Here is a 16,954-nt window from a genome sequence, read left to right as displayed (position 1 = left end):
CCCGCCGTTCAGGCGGACCGGTGGTCCCTCACGCGGCCCGGTGGTCCCGCTCGCAGACGAAGATCGCGGTGCCGGGGATCAGGTTGCCGCGCAGCGGGGACCAGCCGCCCCACTCCTGGTTGTTCCAGGCCGGCCACTCCGGCTCCACGAGATCGATCAGGCGGAAGCCGCCCGCCACCACGTCCCGCACCCGGTCGCCCAGCGTCCTGTGATGCTCCACGTACACCGCGTCGCCGCTCCCGTCCTGCTCCACGTACGGCACGCGGTCGAAGTACGACGCGGAGACGGAGAGGCCCTCGGGTCCCGGCTCGTCCGGGAACGCCCAGCGGATCGGGTGCGTCACCGAGAAGACCCAGCGGCCCCCGGGCCGCAGCACCCGGTGCACCTCGCGGAACACCTGCACGGGGTCGGCGACGAAGGGCACCGCGCCGTAGGCGGAACAGGCCAGGTCGAAGGAGCCGTCCCCGAAGGGGAGCCGTCCGGCGTCGGCCTCCACGAGGGGGACGCCGTCGCCGATCCGCAGGGCATGCTGGAGCTGGCGGTGGGAGAGGTCCAGGGCCACCGGGCGGGCGCCCCGGGCGGCGAGCCAGCGCGAGCACTGGGCGGCGCCGGCCCCGATCTCCAGGACGTCCAGGCCCTTCAGCTCCGCCGCCGGGCCCAGCAGGGCGGCCTCGGCCTCGTCCAGCCCCTCCGGGCCCCAGACGAAGCGGTCGTCCCCGAGGAACGCCCCGTGGTCGCTCTGGTACTCGTCGGCGTTCCGGTCCCACCAGCCGCGGCTCGCCCGGCTGCTCTCCGCCTCCCCGGCTTCCCGCCGGGTCGCTTCGGGTTCGGACCCGTAGATCTCTTGGCTCATCGTGCCCGTCGTTGTAGTTTGCCTTCACCCGCCTCGCGCGGGCGGGTCCACGGGCCGCAGGGATGAGTGCGCCTGTGCGCGCACGACACGCCGCTGCGACCGATGTGGCCTCGGTGAACGTGAGTTGTGCCGGGATTGGGGTGTTGTGCCCCGGGTGTGCGCCTTCGCGCATTGACCCTGTCCGGCTGCCCCCGTATGCTACAAGTTGCGTCGCGAGCCTGCGCGCCTCAGACCTAGCAGGCCGCGCTCGCGTCTGTTGCATGTCCCCTCGGTTGTCGAGGCACCTTCCGGTTGACGGATCGGTGCTTTCCAGGCTGTCCGGCTTCTGCAGAGGCGATACGGGCTCTCGGCGTAGCAGTACCTACGACTCACTGTCCGTACCGGAGCCCTTACCCACATGACGAGCAGCACCGAGACCACCGCCACCACTCCGCAGGTTGCGGTCAACGACATCGGCGACGCGGACGCGTTCCTCGCGGCGATCGACGAGACGATCAAGTACTTCAACGACGGCGACATCGTTGACGGTGTCATCGTCAAGGTTGACCGCGACGAGGTCCTCCTCGACATCGGTTACAAGACCGAAGGTGTCATCCCGAGCCGCGAGCTCTCGATCAAGCACGACGTCGACCCGAACGAGGTCGTCAAGGTCGGCGACGAGATCGAGGCCCTGGTTCTCCAGAAGGAGGACAAGGAAGGCCGCCTGATCCTCTCGAAGAAGCGCGCTCAGTACGAGCGTGCCTGGGGCACCATCGAGAAGATCAAGGAAGAAGACGGCATCGTCACCGGTACCGTCATCGAGGTCGTCAAGGGTGGTCTCATCCTCGACATCGGCCTCCGTGGCTTCCTCCCGGCGTCGCTCGTCGAGATGCGTCGTGTCCGCGACCTCCAGCCCTACGTGGGCAAGGAGCTCGAGGCCAAGATCATCGAGCTGGACAAGAACCGCAACAACGTGGTCCTGTCCCGCCGTGCCTGGCTCGAGCAGACCCAGTCCGAGGTCCGCCAGACGTTCCTCACGACCCTGCAGAAGGGTCAGGTCCGCTCCGGCGTCGTCTCCTCGATCGTCAACTTCGGTGCCTTCGTGGACCTGGGTGGCGTCGACGGTCTCGTGCACGTCTCCGAGCTCTCCTGGAAGCACATCGACCACCCCTCCGAGGTTGTCGAGGTCGGCCAGGAAGTCACCGTCGAGGTCCTCGACGTCGACATGGACCGCGAGCGCGTGTCGCTGTCGCTCAAGGCGACGCAGGAAGACCCGTGGCAGCAGTTCGCCCGTACGCACCAGATCGGGCAGGTCGTTCCCGGTAAGGTCACCAAGCTCGTTCCGTTCGGTGCGTTCGTGCGCGTCGACGAGGGCATCGAGGGCCTGGTCCACATCTCCGAGCTGGCCGAGCGCCACGTGGAGATCCCGGAGCAGGTCGTCCAGGTCAACGACGAGATCTTCGTCAAGGTCATCGACATCGACCTCGAGCGCCGTCGCATCAGCCTCTCGCTGAAGCAGGCCAACGAGGCCTTCGGTGGCGACCCGGCTTCGGTCGAGTTCGACCCGACGCTGTACGGCATGGCCGCGTCGTACGACGACCAGGGGAACTACATCTACCCCGAGGGCTTCGACCCCGAGACCAACGACTGGCTCGAGGGCTTCGAGGCTCAGCGCGAGGTCTGGGAGACGCAGTACGCCGAGGCGCAGACGCGCTTCGAGCAGCACCAGGCCCAGGTCATCAAGTCCCGCGAGGCCGACGAGGCTGCCGCTGCCGAGGGCGCTGCTGCCCCGGCCGGCGCTGCCCCGGCTGCCTCCGGCGGCAGCGGTGGCGGTGGCGGCGGCTCGTACTCCTCGGAGTCCGCGGACAACTCCGGCGCCCTGGCGTCGGACGAGGCCCTGGCTGCCCTGCGCGAGAAGCTGGCCGGCGGCCAGAGCTGACGCTCTGACCCCAGTCGCTCATCGGCTGTAGAGCTGTAGGTGAGGCCCGTCCCCTCCCGGGGGCGGGCCTCACTCATGTCCGGACGGTCTCACTCATGTCCGGACGCGGCTTCACTCGTGCCCCGGCGCGCACCTCAGGGCGTGACGGCGATGTTCGTCAGCCCCTTGCCGCCGGTGACCGTGTTGGAGGCGTACACGGTGGTGCGGCAGCTCGTGCTCGCGTTGGTCACGTTGACGGCGAGCTGCCCGCCACCGGTCGCGCCGGTCAGGTCCGAGGCGTTGTCGCGGAAGACGGTGCCGCAGCCCCAGCCGCTCTGCTGGGTGTGTGTCTCGTAGCCGTTGTTCGTGGTGCGGGCGCCCTTGTTGTTCTCCACCAGCACGTCGTTGCCCTTCACGTCGACCCAGGAGTCGTCGTAGTTGGCGCCGGTCAGGCCGCTGCCGTCGAAGGTGTTCCCGATGATCTCCGCGCCGGTGGTGCCTTCCTTGATGTCTATGTTCTCGCCGCCGACCCCCGGGCCGATCGTGTTGCCGATGATCCGCGCGTCGTCACTCCGGTCGGTGAGGTCGCCCGCCGAGCCCACGTACACGCCCTCGCCCATGCCCCGGCCGTTCCGGCCCGTGTCGTGTATCCGGGAGTTCTTCAGGACGCCGTCGCGGCTGGACGTGCGGAAGTGGACGCCCTCCATGTCGAGGCCGTGCACGGTCACCGAGTCGATGACGACGCCGTTCGCCGCGTCGGTCACGATGCCCTTCTGGCCGCCGGTGACGGTGACGCCGTACACCGTCCAGTACGACGCTCCGTCCAGGTGCAGCCCGTAGCCGCCGCCGGCCGTCAGGACCGCCGCCGGGGATCCGGTGAGGGTGATCCGTGCGGCGGAGGTGGCCGGGACGGTCGCCTTGAAGTTTCCGGTGTACGTGCCGTCGGCGAGCCGGATGGTGTCGCCCGGGGCCGCGGCGGCGAGTGCGGCCTTGAGCTGCGCCGCGGTGCTCACGTCGACGACCGCGGCCGCCCGCGCGGGGCCGGCCACGGCGAGGGGCGGAGCAGCGGCGGCGAGTGCGGCTGTCAGCAGGGCGGGGAGCAGTGTGCGGGTGCGCATGGGGTGCCTTCCCGTCGAAGAGGTTCAGGCGTTCTCGTACGTGAATGCCGGGCGAGTCGCTGAATCTGCCCGTGACCGTAAAGGCGGCGCGTGAGCATGTCAAGGTCTGGACCAATGTGTCCCGGGGTCGGTGGACGGAAGAAACGTGTGGGATACACGAGTAGCTGACGGCCCGTAACAAGCGCTTGCCAGGATCCGCGCAACGTCCGGATCACCAGGGGAGCCAGGGAATGACACACACGTCGAGCACCTCACGCGTCTCGCAGGACTCTCCTGTGGCGGCAGGCGCCAGCCGCCGAAGCTTTCTGCGCAACGTGGGTCTCACCGGCGGCGCCGGTGCCATGTTCGCCACGATGGGCGCTCTCGGGCTCGCGCCCACCGCCGCCGCGGCGGGCCGCGAACCCGCCTTCCGGGCGCCGAGTCCGGGTGACTTCTCGCTGAAGGGGAAGGCCGCCGCCAAGGTCGTGGTCGTCGGCGGAGGCATCGCCGGCCTCGCCGCCGCGTACGAGCTGGGCAAAGCCGGCTACGACTGTACGGTCCTGGAGGCCCGCGGCCGCACCGGCGGGCGCAACTTCACCGTCCGGGGCGGCGACACCACCACCGACACCCACGGCAACAGGCAGACCGCCCGCTTCAGCGACGGCCAGTACATGAACGCCGGGCCCGGCCGGATCCCGCAGTGGATGGTCACCCTCGACTACTGCCGGGAACTCGGCGTACCCGTCGAAGTGTTCACCAACGAGAACGCCAACGCCTACCTCTTCAACGAGAAGGCCGGTATGAAGGCACCGGTGCGCTACCGCACCGCCAAGGCCGACATGTACGGCTACGTCGCCGAACTCCTCGCCAAGGCCGGCGACAAGGGCGCCCTCGACCGGCAGATCACCGCCGACGACCAGGAGCGGCTCCTGGAGTTCCTCAAGGACTTCGGTGACATCGGCGACACGCTCGACTACACCGGCAGCTCCCGGCGCGGCTACCGCGTCGACCCGGCCGCCGCCGGGACCCCCGGTGAGGAACTCGGCCCCGTGCCCACCGCGTCCGAGGTCTTCGCCAGCGGCGTCGGACGCTACTTCTCCTTCGAATTCGAGTACGACCAGGCAATGCTGATGTTCCAGCCGGTGGGCGGCATGGACCGGATACCCGCGGCGCTCACCCGGGCGGTGGGCGAGCGGCGTGTCCGGACCGGAGCGGCCGTCACCGGCATCACGGACACGGCGCACGGCGTCTCCGTCACCTACACCCAGGCGGGCCGCACGCGCCGCATCGAGGCCGACTACTGCATCGCCGCACTCCCGCCCAACATCCTGGCCAGGACGCCCCACAACCTCGGCCCGGCCGTCCAGAGCGCCCTGGAGTCCTGCAAGCCGTCCTCGGCCGGCAAGATCGGGCTGGAGTACAGGAGCCGCTGGTGGGAGAGCGACCACCGGATCTTCGGGGGCATCACCGAGACGGACATGGACCTCTCCCACATCTGGTACCCGTCCTACGGGCACCTCGGCGAACGCGGCACCATCATCGGCTACTACAACACCGGTTCGAACGCCGACGCCTACGGCGCCCTCACGCCGCGCGAGAGGGAAGCGCGGGCGGTCGCCCAGGGTGTGAAGATCCACGGCGACAAGTACCGCACGGAACTCGCCACGTCGTTCTCCCACCACTGGCGCCAGACCCCGTACCTCGAGGCCTCCTGGCACTCCATGTCCGGCGGGCCCGACGCTCCCGCCTTCGCGCCGCTCAACAGCCCCGCCGGGCATGTGTACTTCGCCGGTGACTACCTCAGTCACACCGACGCCTGGCAGCACGGGGCGTTCACCTCGGCACGGAAGGCGGTCACGGCTCTGCACAGCCGGGTCCTCGCGTAACCGCGAGGACGGGGGCGCGGACGGGAATGCCGTGGCCGGGAGGGGTGTTCTTGTCGAGGAACACGAGGAGGAGCGGTAACCGTGCCTGATCCGCAGAGTTTGTACGAATGGGAGCCGAAGGGGCTGGCCGTCGTCGACATGGCGCTCGCCCAGGAGTCGGCCGGACTGGTCATGCTCTACCACTTCGACGGCTACATCGACGCGGGCGAGACCGGCGAGCAGATCGTCGACGGCCTGCTCGAGACGCTGCCGCACCAGACCGTGGCCCGCTTCGACCACGACCGGCTCGTCGACTACCGGGCACGCCGCCCCCTGCTGACCTTCAGGCGTGACCGGTACACGGCGTTCGAGGCACCCACCCTGGACGTGAAGGTCGTCCAGGACGCCACGGGCGCCCCGTTCCTGCTGTTCTCCGGGCCGGAGCCCGACGTCGAGTGGGAGCGGTTCGCGGCCGCCGTGGAACAGATCGTGGAGCGGCTCGGTGTGCGCCTCGCCGTCAGCTTCCACGGCATCCCCATGGGTGTCCCGCACACCCGCCCCGTAGGCCTCACCCCGCACGGCAACCGCGTCGACCTGATGCCCGGACACCGCAGCCCCTTCGACGAGGCCCAGGTCCCCGGCTCCGTCGAGGCGCTCGTCGAGTACCGGCTGATGGAGGCCGGGCACGACGTCCTCGGCGTCGCGGCCCACGTGCCGCACTACGTCGCCAGGTCCGCCTATCCGGACGCCGCGCTCACCGCCCTGGAAGCGGTCACCGCGGCGACCGGGCTGGTCCTGCCGAGCGTCGCGCACACGCTGCGCACGGAGGCGCACCGCACCCAGACGGAGATCGACCGGCAGGTCGGCCAGGGTGACGAGGAGCTCGTCACGCTCGTCGAAGGGCTGGAGCACCAGTACGACGCGATCGCGGGTTCCGAGACGCGGGGCAACCTCGTGGCGGAGCCGGCCGACCTGCCGTCGGCGGACGAGATCGGCCGCGAATTCGAACGCTTCCTCGCGGAACGTGAGGGTGATTCCTGAGGGGACCTCCGGCCGCGCCCCGGCCGGAGGCTAGGGTCGGCACATGCTGAAAGTGGGCCTGACCGGCGGAATCGGCGCCGGCAAGAGCGAAGTGTCCCGGCTGCTCGCACGCTACGGAGCCGTACTGATCGACGCCGACCGGATCGCCCGCGAGGTCGTCGAGCCCGGCACCCCCGGGCTCACCGCCGTCGTCGAGGCCTTCGGTCCCGGAATCCTCGGCCCCGACGGAGCCCTGAACCGGCCGGCGCTCGGCTCGATCGTCTTCGCCGACCCCGCACGCCTGGCCACGCTCAACGCCATCGTCCACCCCCTCGTCGGGGCCCGCTCCACCGAGCTGGAACGGGCCGCCGGGACCGGCGCGGTCGTCGTCCACGACGTCCCGCTGCTCACGGAGAACGGCCTCGCCCCGGTCTACGACCTCGTCGTGGTCGTCGACGCCGCTCCCGGCACCCAGCTCGACCGGCTCGTACGGCTGCGCGGCATGACGGAGTCCGACGCCCGCGCCCGCATGGCGGCGCAGGCCACGCGCGAGGAGCGGCTGGCCGTCGCCGACATCGTCGTCGACAACGACGGCCCCCTCGAGGATCTGGAACCCCAGGTCCGCGGCGTGTGGTCGGAGCTCACGGCGCGGGCCGCCACCGGCTGACCCGGCGTGCGGCGGAATACGCGCACCCTGCCGGATGTTGAAGAGCGCCAGGCGATGGGAAGGATATGGCCGTGCCCGAGAGCAACCCGGAAACGCATGTGATCGACTTCCGCGCGGCGGAGCAGCTGCTCGCGGCGCGTGACCCGCGGGGTGCGGTCAAGCTGCTCGACTCGGTGATAGCGGCCCACCCGGAGAACACGGCTGCCCGGCTGCTGCGTGCCAGGGCCTTCTTCGCCGCCGCCCAACTGCGCCCCGCCGAGCTGGAGTTCGAGCTGGTCCTGGAGCGTGAGCCGGACAACGCCTTCGCGCACTTCGCCCTGGCCCGCACCTTCCAGCGCGCCGGCCGGCCCGAACAGGCCACCCGCCACTTCCGGCTGGCCGCCGCGCTCGACCCGAACCCGGAGTACCTGCGGGCGGCCCGCTTCGACGAACCTTCCTGACGGTCCCGGGCGGCGGGGCTCATCGGGCCTCACCGGCCCCGGCCACCCCGGTCGGGTTCGTACGGAGGGACGTCTTTGCCCGGCTGATAGTGCGGGCCCTGCCGCATATGGCGGACGACCAGGCAGAAGTCCGTGACCGTGACCACCAGCAGCACGCCGCAGGCCGTCGCCCAGCCGACGCGTCCGGTCGCCACGAAGGCCACCAGGCCGATCACGGCCCAGATCATGCCCCAGACACTCAGCCAGAGCCGCATCCGCAGGGGGCTCCGCGCGGTGGACGGTTCACTTCCGGTACGCATCTGCATCGCCTCCTCTCCAGGATGACCCCGCGGCGCGGCGGACGGAAACCCGACGGCCGCCGTCCGCGGCGCGACTGGGAACCCCGCCCCGCGTCCGTACGTTCTGGCGGCTATGAGCGGACAACTGGTACGTGAAGGACACACGGGGACGGGGCCAGGCGCGATCACACCGGACGGCTGTGCGGTCGAGCTGTACGCACGCATGTCCGCCGGCAGTGAACCCGACGTGATCGCCTCGGTGCTGCGCCCGGGGGCGAGCGTGCTCGAACTGGGCTGCGGGGCGGGCAGGGTGACGCACCCCCTGGTCGACCTGGGCTTCGACGTGACCGCGGTGGACGAGTCCGCGCAGATGCTGGAGCGTGTCCACGGAGCGCGCACGGTCCGGAGCCCCATCGAGGCGCTGGACCTCGGCGAGGAGCGGTTCGACGCCGTGGTGCTCGGGTCGTTCCTGGTGCACACGAGCGATCACCGGGTCAGGGAAGGGCTCCTCGGGACCTGCCGCAGGTATGTGAAGGACGACGGGGCCGTGCTCATCCAGCGCGAAGGTGCCGACTACCACTCCGATGTGCCCCGGGAGAGGGAGGACCGGGCCGCGGGCTGCACCATCCGGATCCTCTCGTCGGACGCCGTGGGTGACGGGGTGGACGAGGTGCGCGTGGAGTACGTCTTCGAGGACGCCCGGTGGACGCATACCTTCCGGTCGCGGGAGCTGTCCGTGGAGCGGTTCGAGGCGTATCTGGAGGGGGCCGGGCTCGTCGTCGGCCGCTATCTCACCCCGGACGGCATGTGGGTGCTGGCGCGTCCCCGCCGGTCCTGAAAAAAAGGGGGTGAGGGCCCCTGAGGCGATGAGTTCCGGAGACCGGTGCGGTCTACCTCTCCGTAAGCGCGTGGGAGCGCGGCGGCGGGAGCCGCACCGCGTCCCGGCGCACGTCACCCACAAGGCCCTCCGAGGAGACCTCCATGTCCGGAACCGCTGCCCCCGCCTCGCCGAACGCCCTCTCCGCGCCGCGCCGGCGCGTGCGCTCCGCCGCACTGACCGGGGCCCGGGTCGTCCTCGCGCTGTTCCTCGGTTTCAGCGCGGTGGCCAAGCTCATCGGCCATGCGTCGGCCGTCGAGTCCTTCGACCGGATGGGCTGGGGCAGCGGCGCGATGTACGCCATCGGCGCTCTGGAGCTGGCGGGCGCGCTGGCCCTGCTGATCCCGCTCCTCGCGGGAGTGGCCGCCATCGCTCTCGTCGGGCTGCTGGCCGGGGCGTCCGTCGTCCAGCTGACGCTGCTCGACCCGCCGAACGCGGTGATGCCCGCCCTGCTCGTCGTCGTCGTCGTCCTCATCGCCCGGGACCGTCGGGAGCGGACCCGGGAGCTTTTCGCGCTGCTCCGCGGGCAGGGGCGGGCGGTCCGCGCCGGTCAGTGAACGAACCGGTAGCTGCGCCAGGGCAGGGCGCGCGCGGCGTTGGTGTCGGAGAACGTGGTGGCGACGTACGCGGTCCCTCGGCCGGAGCAGTCGCGGGTGGTGTAGAGGACCATGTCGATCATGGTCCGGTTGTCGACCTTGCCCGAACCGGCCGGGTCCATCGTGTGGCAGCCCTTCACCGACGGGCTGTGCACGGTGACGACCTCGTTCTTCTCGGTGGTGTAGGAGACCGGCCCCACCGCCGTGCGCCCGAGGCCGGAACAGCCCGTGGCGGCCAGGGCGAGCAGGGCCGCACCGGCGGCGATGCCGGTACGTCGGCGGAGAACGGTGGGGGGCGCGGTGACGGACATGGGCGGGTCCTCGTCTGCTCGTCCGGCTCATCGGTACGTCACAGAGACGTGCTGGCGCTGCCACCCTGCCCGGTCCCCGGGGTGCCGGCATCCGGTGCGCGGCCGGCCGGGGCCCCCGGCACCCGGACGGGGGTTCGAAAGTGTGGGTATCGGGCATATCGTGTTAATAGGGCGTGATGGGTGGGTGCGGTGACGCACCCCGGATTCAGGGGGCCGTGATGGTCCAGGTTCTGATGATCGTATTGGTGGCCGTGCTTGCGGGCGGCCTGCTCTATTCCATGGCCGCGGCCCGGGTGGTCAAGCAGTACGAACGGGGCGTCGTGCTCCGGCTCGGCAGGCTCCACGACGCGGTGCGCCTTCCGGGCTTCACCATGATCGTCCCGGGTGTCGACCGGCTCCGTAAGGTGAACATGCAGATCGTGACGATGCCCGTGCCCGCCCAGGACGGGATCACGCGCGACAACGTCACCGTGCGGGTGGACGCGGTCATCTACTTCAAGGTCGTGGACCCGGCGAGCGCGGTGATCCAGGTGGAGGACTACCGGTTCGCGGTCTCCCAGATGGCGCAGACCTCCCTCCGGTCGATCATCGGTAAGAGCGACCTGGACGACCTGCTGTCCGACCGCGAGAAGCTGAACCAGGGTCTTGAACTGATGATCGACAGCCCCGCGGTGGGCTGGGGTGTGCAGATCGACCGGGTCGAGATCAAGGACGTGTCGCTGCCCGAGACGATGAAGCGGTCCATGGCCCGGCAGGCCGAGGCCGACCGTGAGCGGCGCGCGAGGGTCATCAACGCCGACGCGGAACTGCAGGCGTCGAAGAAGCTCGCCCAGGCGGCGCAGCAGATGTCGACCCAGCCGGCGGCTCTGCAACTACGGCTGCTGCAGACGGTGGTCGCGGTCGCGGCCGAGAAGAACTCCACGCTGGTCCTGCCCTTCCCGGTGGAGCTCCTCCGCTTCCTGGAACGCGCACAGCAGGGCCAGGAGCCGAAGCCGCCCGTGGATGCCGGGCAGCCGGCGCCGGAGCAGCCGGCGGACCCGCCCCCCGCGGAGGCGCCCGCCATGGACCCTTCCGTCACGGAGCAGACCTTCACGGACCGGCCGCTCCCCGACGCCCCTCTCACGGACGCGGTCCCGGAGCCGGACGGGGTGCCGGAGTTCGACCCGGAGGTGCTCCCGGAGCTCGGTCCGGAGGAGCAGTCCGGCCGCTCCCGGAGCAGGCCCTTCACCCGTCACTGACAGGGTTGTCCGCCCGTCCCACCTGTGGAGACACGGCCGGGGCGGGCGCTGTCACACCCCCGGCCTAGACTCGCGAAGACAGGAGAAGTGCGAGCGGACCGGAGGCGGGAGGGGGCGGTGGACATGACGCGGCAGGCGCAGGACGTCACGGTCGACCGGCTGCTGCGGTGCGCGGCGGTCTTCCTGCCGGGAGCGCTGCCCCGGGACGGCCGGATCGCCTTCTGGGACCCCGAAGGAGACGTCGGCCTCCCGGGCCCCGACACGGGGCTGACCGCCGCCGGGCCCGCGTGCGCCGTCACCGAGCTCACGGTCGTCGTCCGGCACGGCCCGGACGGAGCCCGGACCCGCACCGTGCCCGCCGTCGCGCTTCCCGTCGGGGACGCGGTGTCCCTGCTCGCGCGCGCCAGGCACCGCGCCGCGGCCCACCCCGCCACCCGGGCGTGGGGAGCGGCGGCACTGCACGCCCTCACCCTCGTGGCGCGCGGCAGGCTCCTGCCCGGACTCACCGCCGACGACCACGACGCCTGGCGGGCAGGACCACGCGACGCGGAGGACATCGCGCATCTCAGGGCCGTCGCCGCCTCGATGCCGCCCGAGGGCCACGCCGTCCCGCTGGACGGCACGCCCCTGCGCGTCCCCGAACCCCGTGCGCTGCTCGGCGCCTTCCTCGACGCGGTCGCCGACACCCTGCCCCGGACGCCCGCCGCCGCCCACGCCATGGGCGCGCCGTTCGCCGCCCCCGGGGGACAGCACCTGCCGGACGCCCGCGCCTGGGCAGTCGAGGTGGCCGCCGGCCTCGACGCGGGGGTGCGGATCTCGCTCCGGCTCGACCTCTCCGCGTACGACCTCTTCGACTCCTCCGGGGACGCCGGGGACCCCGGGGACGAGGAGACGTCCCGCACCCCGGCCGCCACGCGTCATGCCGCCGCCGCCATCACCCAGGTGCACAGCCTGGCCGACCCGACGTACGTCACCGACGCGGCCACACTGTGGAGCGGCGGGGCGGGGGAGCCCTTCGGGCCGCGGGCCCGGATCGACGCCGTGCTCGCGCTGCGCCGCGCCGCCCGCGTCTGGCCACCGCTGGAGAGGCTGCTGGACCAGCCCGTTCCCGACGTCCTCGCCGTCACCGAGGACGAGCTCCACGAGCTGATCGGCGCGGCCGGAGCACGACTCGCGGCGGCAGGGGTGGCGCTCCACTGGCCCCGGGAGCTCGCCCGCTCGCTCACGGCGGCGGCCGTCGTCCGCCCGGCGCCCGGTTCGGCCACCGACGGGACGTCCTTCTTCGACGCGGAGCAGCTCTTCGCGTTCAACTGGCAGCTCTCCCTGGGCGAGGACCGGCTCACCGAGGCCGAGATGGACACCCTGGCCGAGGCGCACCGGCCGGTGGTGCGGCTGCGCGACCAATGGGTCGTCGTGGATCCCGCGCTCGTCCGCAAGGCACGTAAACGGGAGCTCGGTCTCCTGGACCCGGTGGACGCGCTCGCCGTCGCCCTCACGGGCAGCGCCGAGGTCGACGGCGAACAGGTCGAAGCCGTGCCGGCCGGTGCCCTCGCCGCGCTCCGCGCGCGCATCCTGGACGAGGACGCCACCCTCCCGGCGCCGCCCGGTCTCGACGCCACCCTGCGCGACTACCAACTCCGCGGCCTGGCCTGGCTGGACCGCATGACCTCGCTCGGCCTGGGCGGCTGTCTCGCCGACGACATGGGCCTCGGCAAGACGATCACCGTCATCGCCCTCCATCTGCACCGCGCGCATGCCGCCCCCACCCTGGTGATCTGTCCCGCCTCCCTCCTCGGCAACTGGCACCGCGAGATCAACCGCTTCGCGCCCGGCGTCCCCGTGCGCCGCTTCCACGGCACCGAACGCACCCTCGGCGGCTCCGACGGCGGCTTCGTCCTCACGACGTACGGCACGATGCGCTCCAGCGCGGAGCAGCTCGCCGCGCACACCTGGGGGCTGGTCGTCGCCGACGAGGCACAGCACGTGAAGAATCCGCACTCCTCGACCGCCAGGGCACTGCGCACCATCCCCGCCCCGGCCCGCGTCGCCCTGACCGGCACCCCTGTCGAGAACAACCTCTCCGAGCTGTGGGCGCTGCTCGACTGGACCACCCCGGGACTGCTCGGTCCGCTCAAGGCGTTCCGCTCCCGGCACGCCAGGATCGTCGAGAACACCGGCACCGCCGCCGGCCTGGGCAACGAGGAGGCCGTCGAGCGGCTCTCCCGGCTGGTGCGGCCCTTCCTGCTGCGCCGCAAGAAGTCCGACCCGGGCATCGCGCCCGAGCTTCCGCCCAAGACCGAGACCGACCACCCGGTCTTCCTCACCCGGGAACAGGCCACGCTCTACGAGGCGGCCGTCCGCGAGACGATGGCGTTCATCGAGCAGTCGGAGGGCATTGCCCGCCGCGGCCTGATCATGAAGCTTCTGGGCTCGCTCAAGCAGATCTGCAACCACCCCGCGCAGTATCTGAAGGAGGAGCCGACCCGGCTCACAGGGCGCTCCGGCAAGCTCGCCCTGCTCGACGAGCTCCTCGACACCATCCTGTCCGAGGACGGCTCCGTCCTGATCTTCACCCAGTACGTGTCGATGGCCAGGCTCCTCGCCGCCCACCTCGCCTCCCGCGCGATCCCCTCCCAGCTGCTGCACGGCGGCACGCCGGTGCCCGAGCGGGAGCGGATGGTGGACAGCTTCCAGTCCGGCGAGGTCCCCGTCTTCCTGCTCTCCCTGAAGGCGGCGGGCACCGGACTCAATCTCACCCGGGCCGCCCACGTCATCCACTACGACAGGTGGTGGAACCCGGCGGTCGAGGAACAGGCCACCGACCGTGCGTACCGCATCGGCCAGACCCAGCCCGTGCAGGTGCACCGGCTGATCGCCGAGGGCACCGTCGAGGACCGGATCAGCGAGCTGCTCCGGTCCAAGCGTGTTCTCGCCGACGCGGTGCTCGGTTCCGGAGAGGCCGCCCTGACCGAGCTGAGCGACCGCGACCTGGCCGACCTCGTCTCGCTCCGGAGGACGTCATGAGCCCTGGTGGCAGCCCCGCGGCCCGCCCGGGCCCCGACGATCTGCGACGCACCTTCGAAGCGGTGCCCGCCCGCGCCTCCGAGGGGCTCTTCGCGGACAGCTGGTGGGGCCGCGCCTGGGTGGACGCCCTGCAGTCCCTGTCGATGGACGAAGGGCGTCTGGCCCGCGGCCGTGAGTACGCCGACGGAGGCCACGTCGCCGCGGTCACCGTCACCCCGGGCCGGGTCATCGCCTACGTCCACGGCAGCCGCCCCCGCCCCTACCGCGCGGAGCTCCGCCTGCGTACGTTCTCGGCGTCCGACTGGGACACGTTCCTGGACGCCGTCGCTGCCAGGCCCGGGCATCTGTCCGCGCTCCTGGACAAGGAGATGCCGCACTCCCTGGTCGACACGGCGGGCGAGACCGGTATCCGGCTGCTGCCCGTCGCCGGTGATCTGGACCCGGACTGCTCCTGCCCTGACCGCGGCTGGCCCTGCAAGCACGTGGCGGCGCTCTGCTTCCAGACGGCACGGCTGCTGGACAGCGACCCGTTCGTCCTCCTGTTGATGCGTGGCCGGGGAGAGCGCGAGCTCCTCGAGGAGCTGGGCCGGCGCAACGCCGAGCACTCCGCGCGCGAACGCCCCGAGCCCCCCGTCATGCCCTCGGTCGCGGCCCATGAAGCCCTCGCCGACCGCTTCCTGCCGCCGCTGCCCGCACCCCTGCCCGTGCCGCCCTGCCCGGAAGAGCCGCCGTCCTACCCGGAGCTGCCCGGCGCGCGTGACCCGCTCGGCCTCGACCACCTCGCCACGGACGCGGCGGCCCGCGCGCATACGATGCTCACCACCGGGGAGGACCCGCTCGCCGGGCTCAGCACCTGGCAGGACGCCGTCCGGATCGCCGCCTCCCGCCCCACCGCCGGGCTCACCGCCACGACCCGGGCCCTCTATCGCGAGCTGGCCTTCGCCACCGGCCGCAGCACGACGGACCTGGCCCGGTCCGTCGCCGCGTGGCGGCAGGGCGGCGCGGAGGGGCTGGAGGTGCTGGAAACCCCGTGGGACCCGCCGGCCGGCCCGTTCGACCGGGCACGGCCCGCCCTGGCCGCGGCCGAACACCCGCGCTTCCAGCCCTGGCGCAACCACCTGACCAACGCCGGCGGCACCCTCCAGCTCCGCTTCGGCCACGACAGCCGCTGGTACGGCTACGAATCCGAGCCGGGCGAGGACGACTGGTGGCCCCGCGCGACGCCGGACCCCGACCCGGTCGCCGCCCTCAGGGCCCTGCGGGGCTGAGGCCCGGCAGCCGCGTCAGCTCTGCAGGTACACCAGCAGGGCGATGATCAGGACCGCGCACAGCGGGAGCACCACCCAGCGCGCCTTGCGGAAGGACTCGTTCTCCTGATCGGTCCGCCCGCGGGAGGCGTCGTGCGCATCGGCCAGATGCTCCCAGGCCATGGCGTCGATCCGCTGCGTGGTCAGCAGCGACGGGGACCAGTCGCAGTGCGCGCAGACGAGGAAATCGCGGTACGGGTCGTACCGGAAGTCACGCTCGATGTTCACCGTGAACACCTGGTTCCCGGGGTCGATGGCGGTGAAGTGGCGTATCGCCGCGCCCATGTCGATTGCTCCCTGCTCGTGTCCGTCCGTGAGCGCCGGTCCGTGAACCCGGCTGCGGAACAGTAGCGAACACCGGCAGGACGACGACGGCCCGGCCTAAGGTCGGCAGGTGACGCGACGTCGCGTCACCTACCGACAAGGGGGCGGACATGGCCGGGATACCGGTGTCAGGCGCGGTGACCTGGGGGCTGTTCGCCGCATGGGCGGTGCACGACGCGGAGGAACTGGCCACCATGGCCCGATGGGCCGCGACGGCCCGGCCCCGTCTGCAGGAGCGCTTCCCGCGCGTGCCGGACGCGGTGTGGCGGCGGATGGACCTCTCGCAGCGCGAGGTGAACACCGCCATCGGCCTGATGGCCGGGGTGGTCGCCGCGGCGTCGGCCGACGGTGCGCGCACGGGAGGCCGCAGCCGCTTCTTCGGTACTGTCCTGTTCGGGTTCGGGCTGCACGGAGCGGTCCACCTCGCCCAGTCCGCGGCGTACCGCGGCTACACCCCGGGTGTCGTCACCGCCCCGCTGGTCGTCATTCCGTACTCGGTCTGGGCCGTGCGACGGCTGGCGGCGGCCGGTGTGCCCGTCGGGGGAGGACGTTCGGCCGCCGCGGGCCTGGCTCTGTTCCCGGTCGCCGCCGGTGGGGTGCAGGGGCTCGCCCGTCTGCTGAGCAGGCGCTGAACGGGAACGGAGCGTCCGGCTCTCAGAAGTCGGCGAGAGTGCGTTCGTCGAGCCGGGCCACCGAGTCCTGTGCGTAGGCCTTCTCGTACGCGGTGCGGATCCGCTCGATCTGCGGGTCGCGCAGGCGGGCCTCCGACGCCGGGTACAGCAGGATCAGTTCGTACGAACGCTCCCGCTCGATCACCCCGTTGGAGTCGCGCCACTGCCCCCGGCCCTCCTGGACCGTGAGTCCGGCCGGGAAGGCGGGCGTGACCGTGCGGTCGATGAACGACCGGAACTGCTCACCCGTCACATCGGGCCCACCGTCAGGGCGTTCCGTGCCGAAGAACAGGCGGGTCTCCACATGGGCCGTGCCCCGTGCGGCGGGCGCGGCCGCTGCCGCGGGGACTTCGTCGCCGAGGGTGGCGTACGCGATCGGTGTCCCTCCGGCCAGCACGGCGGCGGCCGCGACGGCCGCGGTGAGCGCGGTGCGCCTGCCGGGACGCTTCGGACGCGGCTCGGGCTGTGTGCTCGGACGCGGCAAGGTGC

General features: G+C 71.8%; 17 protein-coding genes. 11 read left to right on the top strand and 6 right to left on the bottom strand.

The window, feature by feature from the left end:
- Positions 1-28: 28 nt before the first annotated feature.
- Entirely contained in the window at positions 29-853 is an 825-nt protein-coding gene (locus ACIQM3_RS22215; RefSeq protein ID WP_401626863.1) for a class I SAM-dependent methyltransferase, read from the bottom strand.
- A 397-nt stretch (positions 854-1,250) separates the two neighbouring features.
- Here ACIQM3_RS22215 and rpsA point away from each other — a divergent pair, with 397 nt between their 5' ends.
- Positions 1,251-2,771 (top strand): 30S ribosomal protein S1, encoded by a 1,521-nt coding sequence (rpsA, locus tag ACIQM3_RS22210; RefSeq protein ID WP_401626861.1) that lies wholly within the window; start codon positions 1,251-1,253, stop codon positions 2,769-2,771.
- A gap of 134 nt (positions 2,772-2,905) precedes the next feature.
- Here rpsA and ACIQM3_RS22205 read toward each other — a convergent pair whose 3' ends face one another.
- Positions 2,906-3,868: a right-handed parallel beta-helix repeat-containing protein gene (locus ACIQM3_RS22205; RefSeq protein ID WP_401626859.1), complete on the bottom strand. Its 963-nt coding sequence runs from the start codon at positions 3,866-3,868 to the stop codon at positions 2,906-2,908.
- Positions 3,869-4,209: 341 nt separating this feature from the next.
- On the opposite strand from ACIQM3_RS22205, the gene ACIQM3_RS22200 reads away from it, so the two are divergent.
- The 4 genes from ACIQM3_RS22200 to ACIQM3_RS22185 all read left to right on the top strand — a co-directional run bounded on the left by ACIQM3_RS22200 (position 4,210) and on the right by ACIQM3_RS22185 (position 7,839).
- Positions 4,210-5,733 (top strand): flavin monoamine oxidase family protein, encoded by a 1,524-nt coding sequence (locus ACIQM3_RS22200; protein ID WP_401627432.1) that lies wholly within the window; start codon positions 4,210-4,212, stop codon positions 5,731-5,733.
- A gap of 81 nt (positions 5,734-5,814) precedes the next feature.
- Positions 5,815-6,753, top strand: a complete 939-nt coding sequence (locus ACIQM3_RS22195) for a PAC2 family protein (RefSeq protein WP_401626858.1) — start codon at positions 5,815-5,817, stop codon at positions 6,751-6,753.
- A gap of 43 nt (positions 6,754-6,796) precedes the next feature.
- Positions 6,797-7,399 carry a dephospho-CoA kinase gene (gene coaE, locus ACIQM3_RS22190; RefSeq protein WP_401626857.1) on the top strand — a complete coding sequence of 201 codons (603 nt, stop codon included), beginning with the start codon at positions 6,797-6,799 and terminating at the stop codon, positions 7,397-7,399.
- Positions 7,400-7,470: 71 nt separating this feature from the next.
- Positions 7,471-7,839, top strand: a complete 369-nt coding sequence (locus ACIQM3_RS22185; RefSeq protein ID WP_362938786.1) for a tetratricopeptide repeat protein — start codon at positions 7,471-7,473, stop codon at positions 7,837-7,839.
- A gap of 29 nt (positions 7,840-7,868) precedes the next feature.
- Here ACIQM3_RS22185 and ACIQM3_RS22180 read toward each other — a convergent pair whose 3' ends face one another.
- Positions 7,869-8,138: a DUF6343 family protein gene (locus tag ACIQM3_RS22180; RefSeq protein WP_401626855.1), complete on the bottom strand. Its 270-nt coding sequence runs from the start codon at positions 8,136-8,138 to the stop codon at positions 7,869-7,871.
- 112 nt (positions 8,139-8,250) lie between these two features.
- Here ACIQM3_RS22180 and ACIQM3_RS22175 point away from each other — a divergent pair, with 112 nt between their 5' ends.
- On the top strand, positions 8,251-8,955 hold the full coding sequence (locus ACIQM3_RS22175; RefSeq protein ID WP_401626853.1) for a class I SAM-dependent methyltransferase: 705 nt from the start codon (positions 8,251-8,253) through the stop codon (positions 8,953-8,955).
- 143 nt (positions 8,956-9,098) lie between these two features.
- Positions 9,099-9,551, top strand: coding sequence for a DoxX family protein (locus ACIQM3_RS22170; RefSeq protein WP_401626851.1), 453 nt, complete (start codon positions 9,099-9,101; stop codon positions 9,549-9,551).
- Here ACIQM3_RS22170 and ACIQM3_RS22165 read toward each other — a convergent pair.
- Positions 9,545-9,901, bottom strand: coding sequence for a hypothetical protein (locus tag ACIQM3_RS22165; RefSeq protein WP_401626849.1), 357 nt, complete (start codon positions 9,899-9,901; stop codon positions 9,545-9,547). The genes ACIQM3_RS22170 and ACIQM3_RS22165 overlap by 7 nt on opposite strands.
- A gap of 218 nt (positions 9,902-10,119) precedes the next feature.
- On the opposite strand from ACIQM3_RS22165, the gene ACIQM3_RS22160 reads away from it, so the two are divergent.
- From ACIQM3_RS22160 to ACIQM3_RS22150, 3 genes are all read left to right on the top strand, one after another.
- Entirely contained in the window at positions 10,120-11,139 is a 1,020-nt protein-coding gene (locus tag ACIQM3_RS22160; protein ID WP_401626848.1) for a slipin family protein, read from the top strand.
- A 123-nt stretch (positions 11,140-11,262) separates the two neighbouring features.
- Entirely contained in the window at positions 11,263-14,163 is a 2,901-nt protein-coding gene (locus ACIQM3_RS22155) for a DEAD/DEAH box helicase (protein WP_401626846.1), read from the top strand.
- On the top strand, positions 14,160-15,431 hold the full coding sequence (locus ACIQM3_RS22150) for an SWIM zinc finger family protein (protein WP_401626844.1): 1,272 nt from the start codon (positions 14,160-14,162) through the stop codon (positions 15,429-15,431). Before ACIQM3_RS22155 ends, ACIQM3_RS22150 begins: the two co-directional genes overlap by 4 nt.
- 15 nt (positions 15,432-15,446) lie before the next feature.
- Here the strand turns inward: ACIQM3_RS22150 and ACIQM3_RS22145 are convergent, their stop codons facing one another.
- Positions 15,447-15,755: a hypothetical protein gene (locus ACIQM3_RS22145; RefSeq protein WP_401626842.1), complete on the bottom strand. Its 309-nt coding sequence runs from the start codon at positions 15,753-15,755 to the stop codon at positions 15,447-15,449.
- Positions 15,756-15,904: 149 nt separating this feature from the next.
- Between ACIQM3_RS22145 and ACIQM3_RS22140 the strand changes: the two genes are divergently transcribed.
- Complete coding sequence (locus tag ACIQM3_RS22140) at positions 15,905-16,426, top strand: HXXEE domain-containing protein (RefSeq protein WP_401626840.1); 522 nt, start codon at positions 15,905-15,907, stop codon at positions 16,424-16,426.
- A 22-nt stretch (positions 16,427-16,448) separates the two neighbouring features.
- Here the strand turns inward: ACIQM3_RS22140 and ACIQM3_RS22135 are convergent, their stop codons facing one another.
- Positions 16,449-16,949: a DUF3574 domain-containing protein gene (locus ACIQM3_RS22135; RefSeq protein ID WP_401626838.1), complete on the bottom strand. Its 501-nt coding sequence runs from the start codon at positions 16,947-16,949 to the stop codon at positions 16,449-16,451.
- Positions 16,950-16,954 lie beyond the last annotated feature (5 nt).

It is taken from the genome of Streptomyces sp. NPDC091271 (genome assembly GCF_044757505.1).
Classification (GTDB): domain Bacteria; phylum Actinomycetota; class Actinomycetes; order Streptomycetales; family Streptomycetaceae; genus Streptomyces.
The sequence above is the reverse complement of the archived record's forward strand: the minus strand, read 5'-3'. Positions and strand labels throughout refer to the sequence as shown.

What these genes read in the sequence shown, in the direction of transcription:
- ACIQM3_RS22215 (WP_401626863.1), bottom strand. Translation starts at nt 853, where the DNA reads ATGAGCCAAGAGATCTACGGGTCCGAACCCGAAGCGACCCGGCGGGAA.
- rpsA (WP_401626861.1), top strand. Translation starts at nt 1,251, where the DNA reads ATGACGAGCAGCACCGAGACCACCGCCACCACTCCGCAGGTTGCGGTC.
- ACIQM3_RS22205 (WP_401626859.1), bottom strand. Translation starts at nt 3,868, where the DNA reads ATGCGCACCCGCACACTGCTCCCCGCCCTGCTGACAGCCGCACTCGCC.
- ACIQM3_RS22200 (WP_401627432.1), top strand. Translation starts at nt 4,210, where the DNA reads ATGTTCGCCACGATGGGCGCTCTCGGGCTCGCGCCCACCGCCGCCGCG.
- coaE (WP_401626857.1), top strand. Translation starts at nt 6,797, where the DNA reads ATGCTGAAAGTGGGCCTGACCGGCGGAATCGGCGCCGGCAAGAGCGAA.
- ACIQM3_RS22180 (WP_401626855.1), bottom strand. Translation starts at nt 8,138, where the DNA reads ATGCGTACCGGAAGTGAACCGTCCACCGCGCGGAGCCCCCTGCGGATG.
- ACIQM3_RS22175 (WP_401626853.1), top strand. Translation starts at nt 8,251, where the DNA reads ATGAGCGGACAACTGGTACGTGAAGGACACACGGGGACGGGGCCAGGC.
- ACIQM3_RS22170 (WP_401626851.1), top strand. Translation starts at nt 9,099, where the DNA reads ATGTCCGGAACCGCTGCCCCCGCCTCGCCGAACGCCCTCTCCGCGCCG.
- ACIQM3_RS22165 (WP_401626849.1), bottom strand. Translation starts at nt 9,901, where the DNA reads ATGTCCGTCACCGCGCCCCCCACCGTTCTCCGCCGACGTACCGGCATC.
- ACIQM3_RS22160 (WP_401626848.1), top strand. Translation starts at nt 10,120, where the DNA reads ATGGTCCAGGTTCTGATGATCGTATTGGTGGCCGTGCTTGCGGGCGGC.
- ACIQM3_RS22155 (WP_401626846.1), top strand. Translation starts at nt 11,263, where the DNA reads ATGACGCGGCAGGCGCAGGACGTCACGGTCGACCGGCTGCTGCGGTGC.
- ACIQM3_RS22150 (WP_401626844.1), top strand. Translation starts at nt 14,160, where the DNA reads ATGAGCCCTGGTGGCAGCCCCGCGGCCCGCCCGGGCCCCGACGATCTG.
- ACIQM3_RS22145 (WP_401626842.1), bottom strand. Translation starts at nt 15,755, where the DNA reads ATGGGCGCGGCGATACGCCACTTCACCGCCATCGACCCCGGGAACCAG.
- ACIQM3_RS22140 (WP_401626840.1), top strand. Translation starts at nt 15,905, where the DNA reads ATGGCCGGGATACCGGTGTCAGGCGCGGTGACCTGGGGGCTGTTCGCC.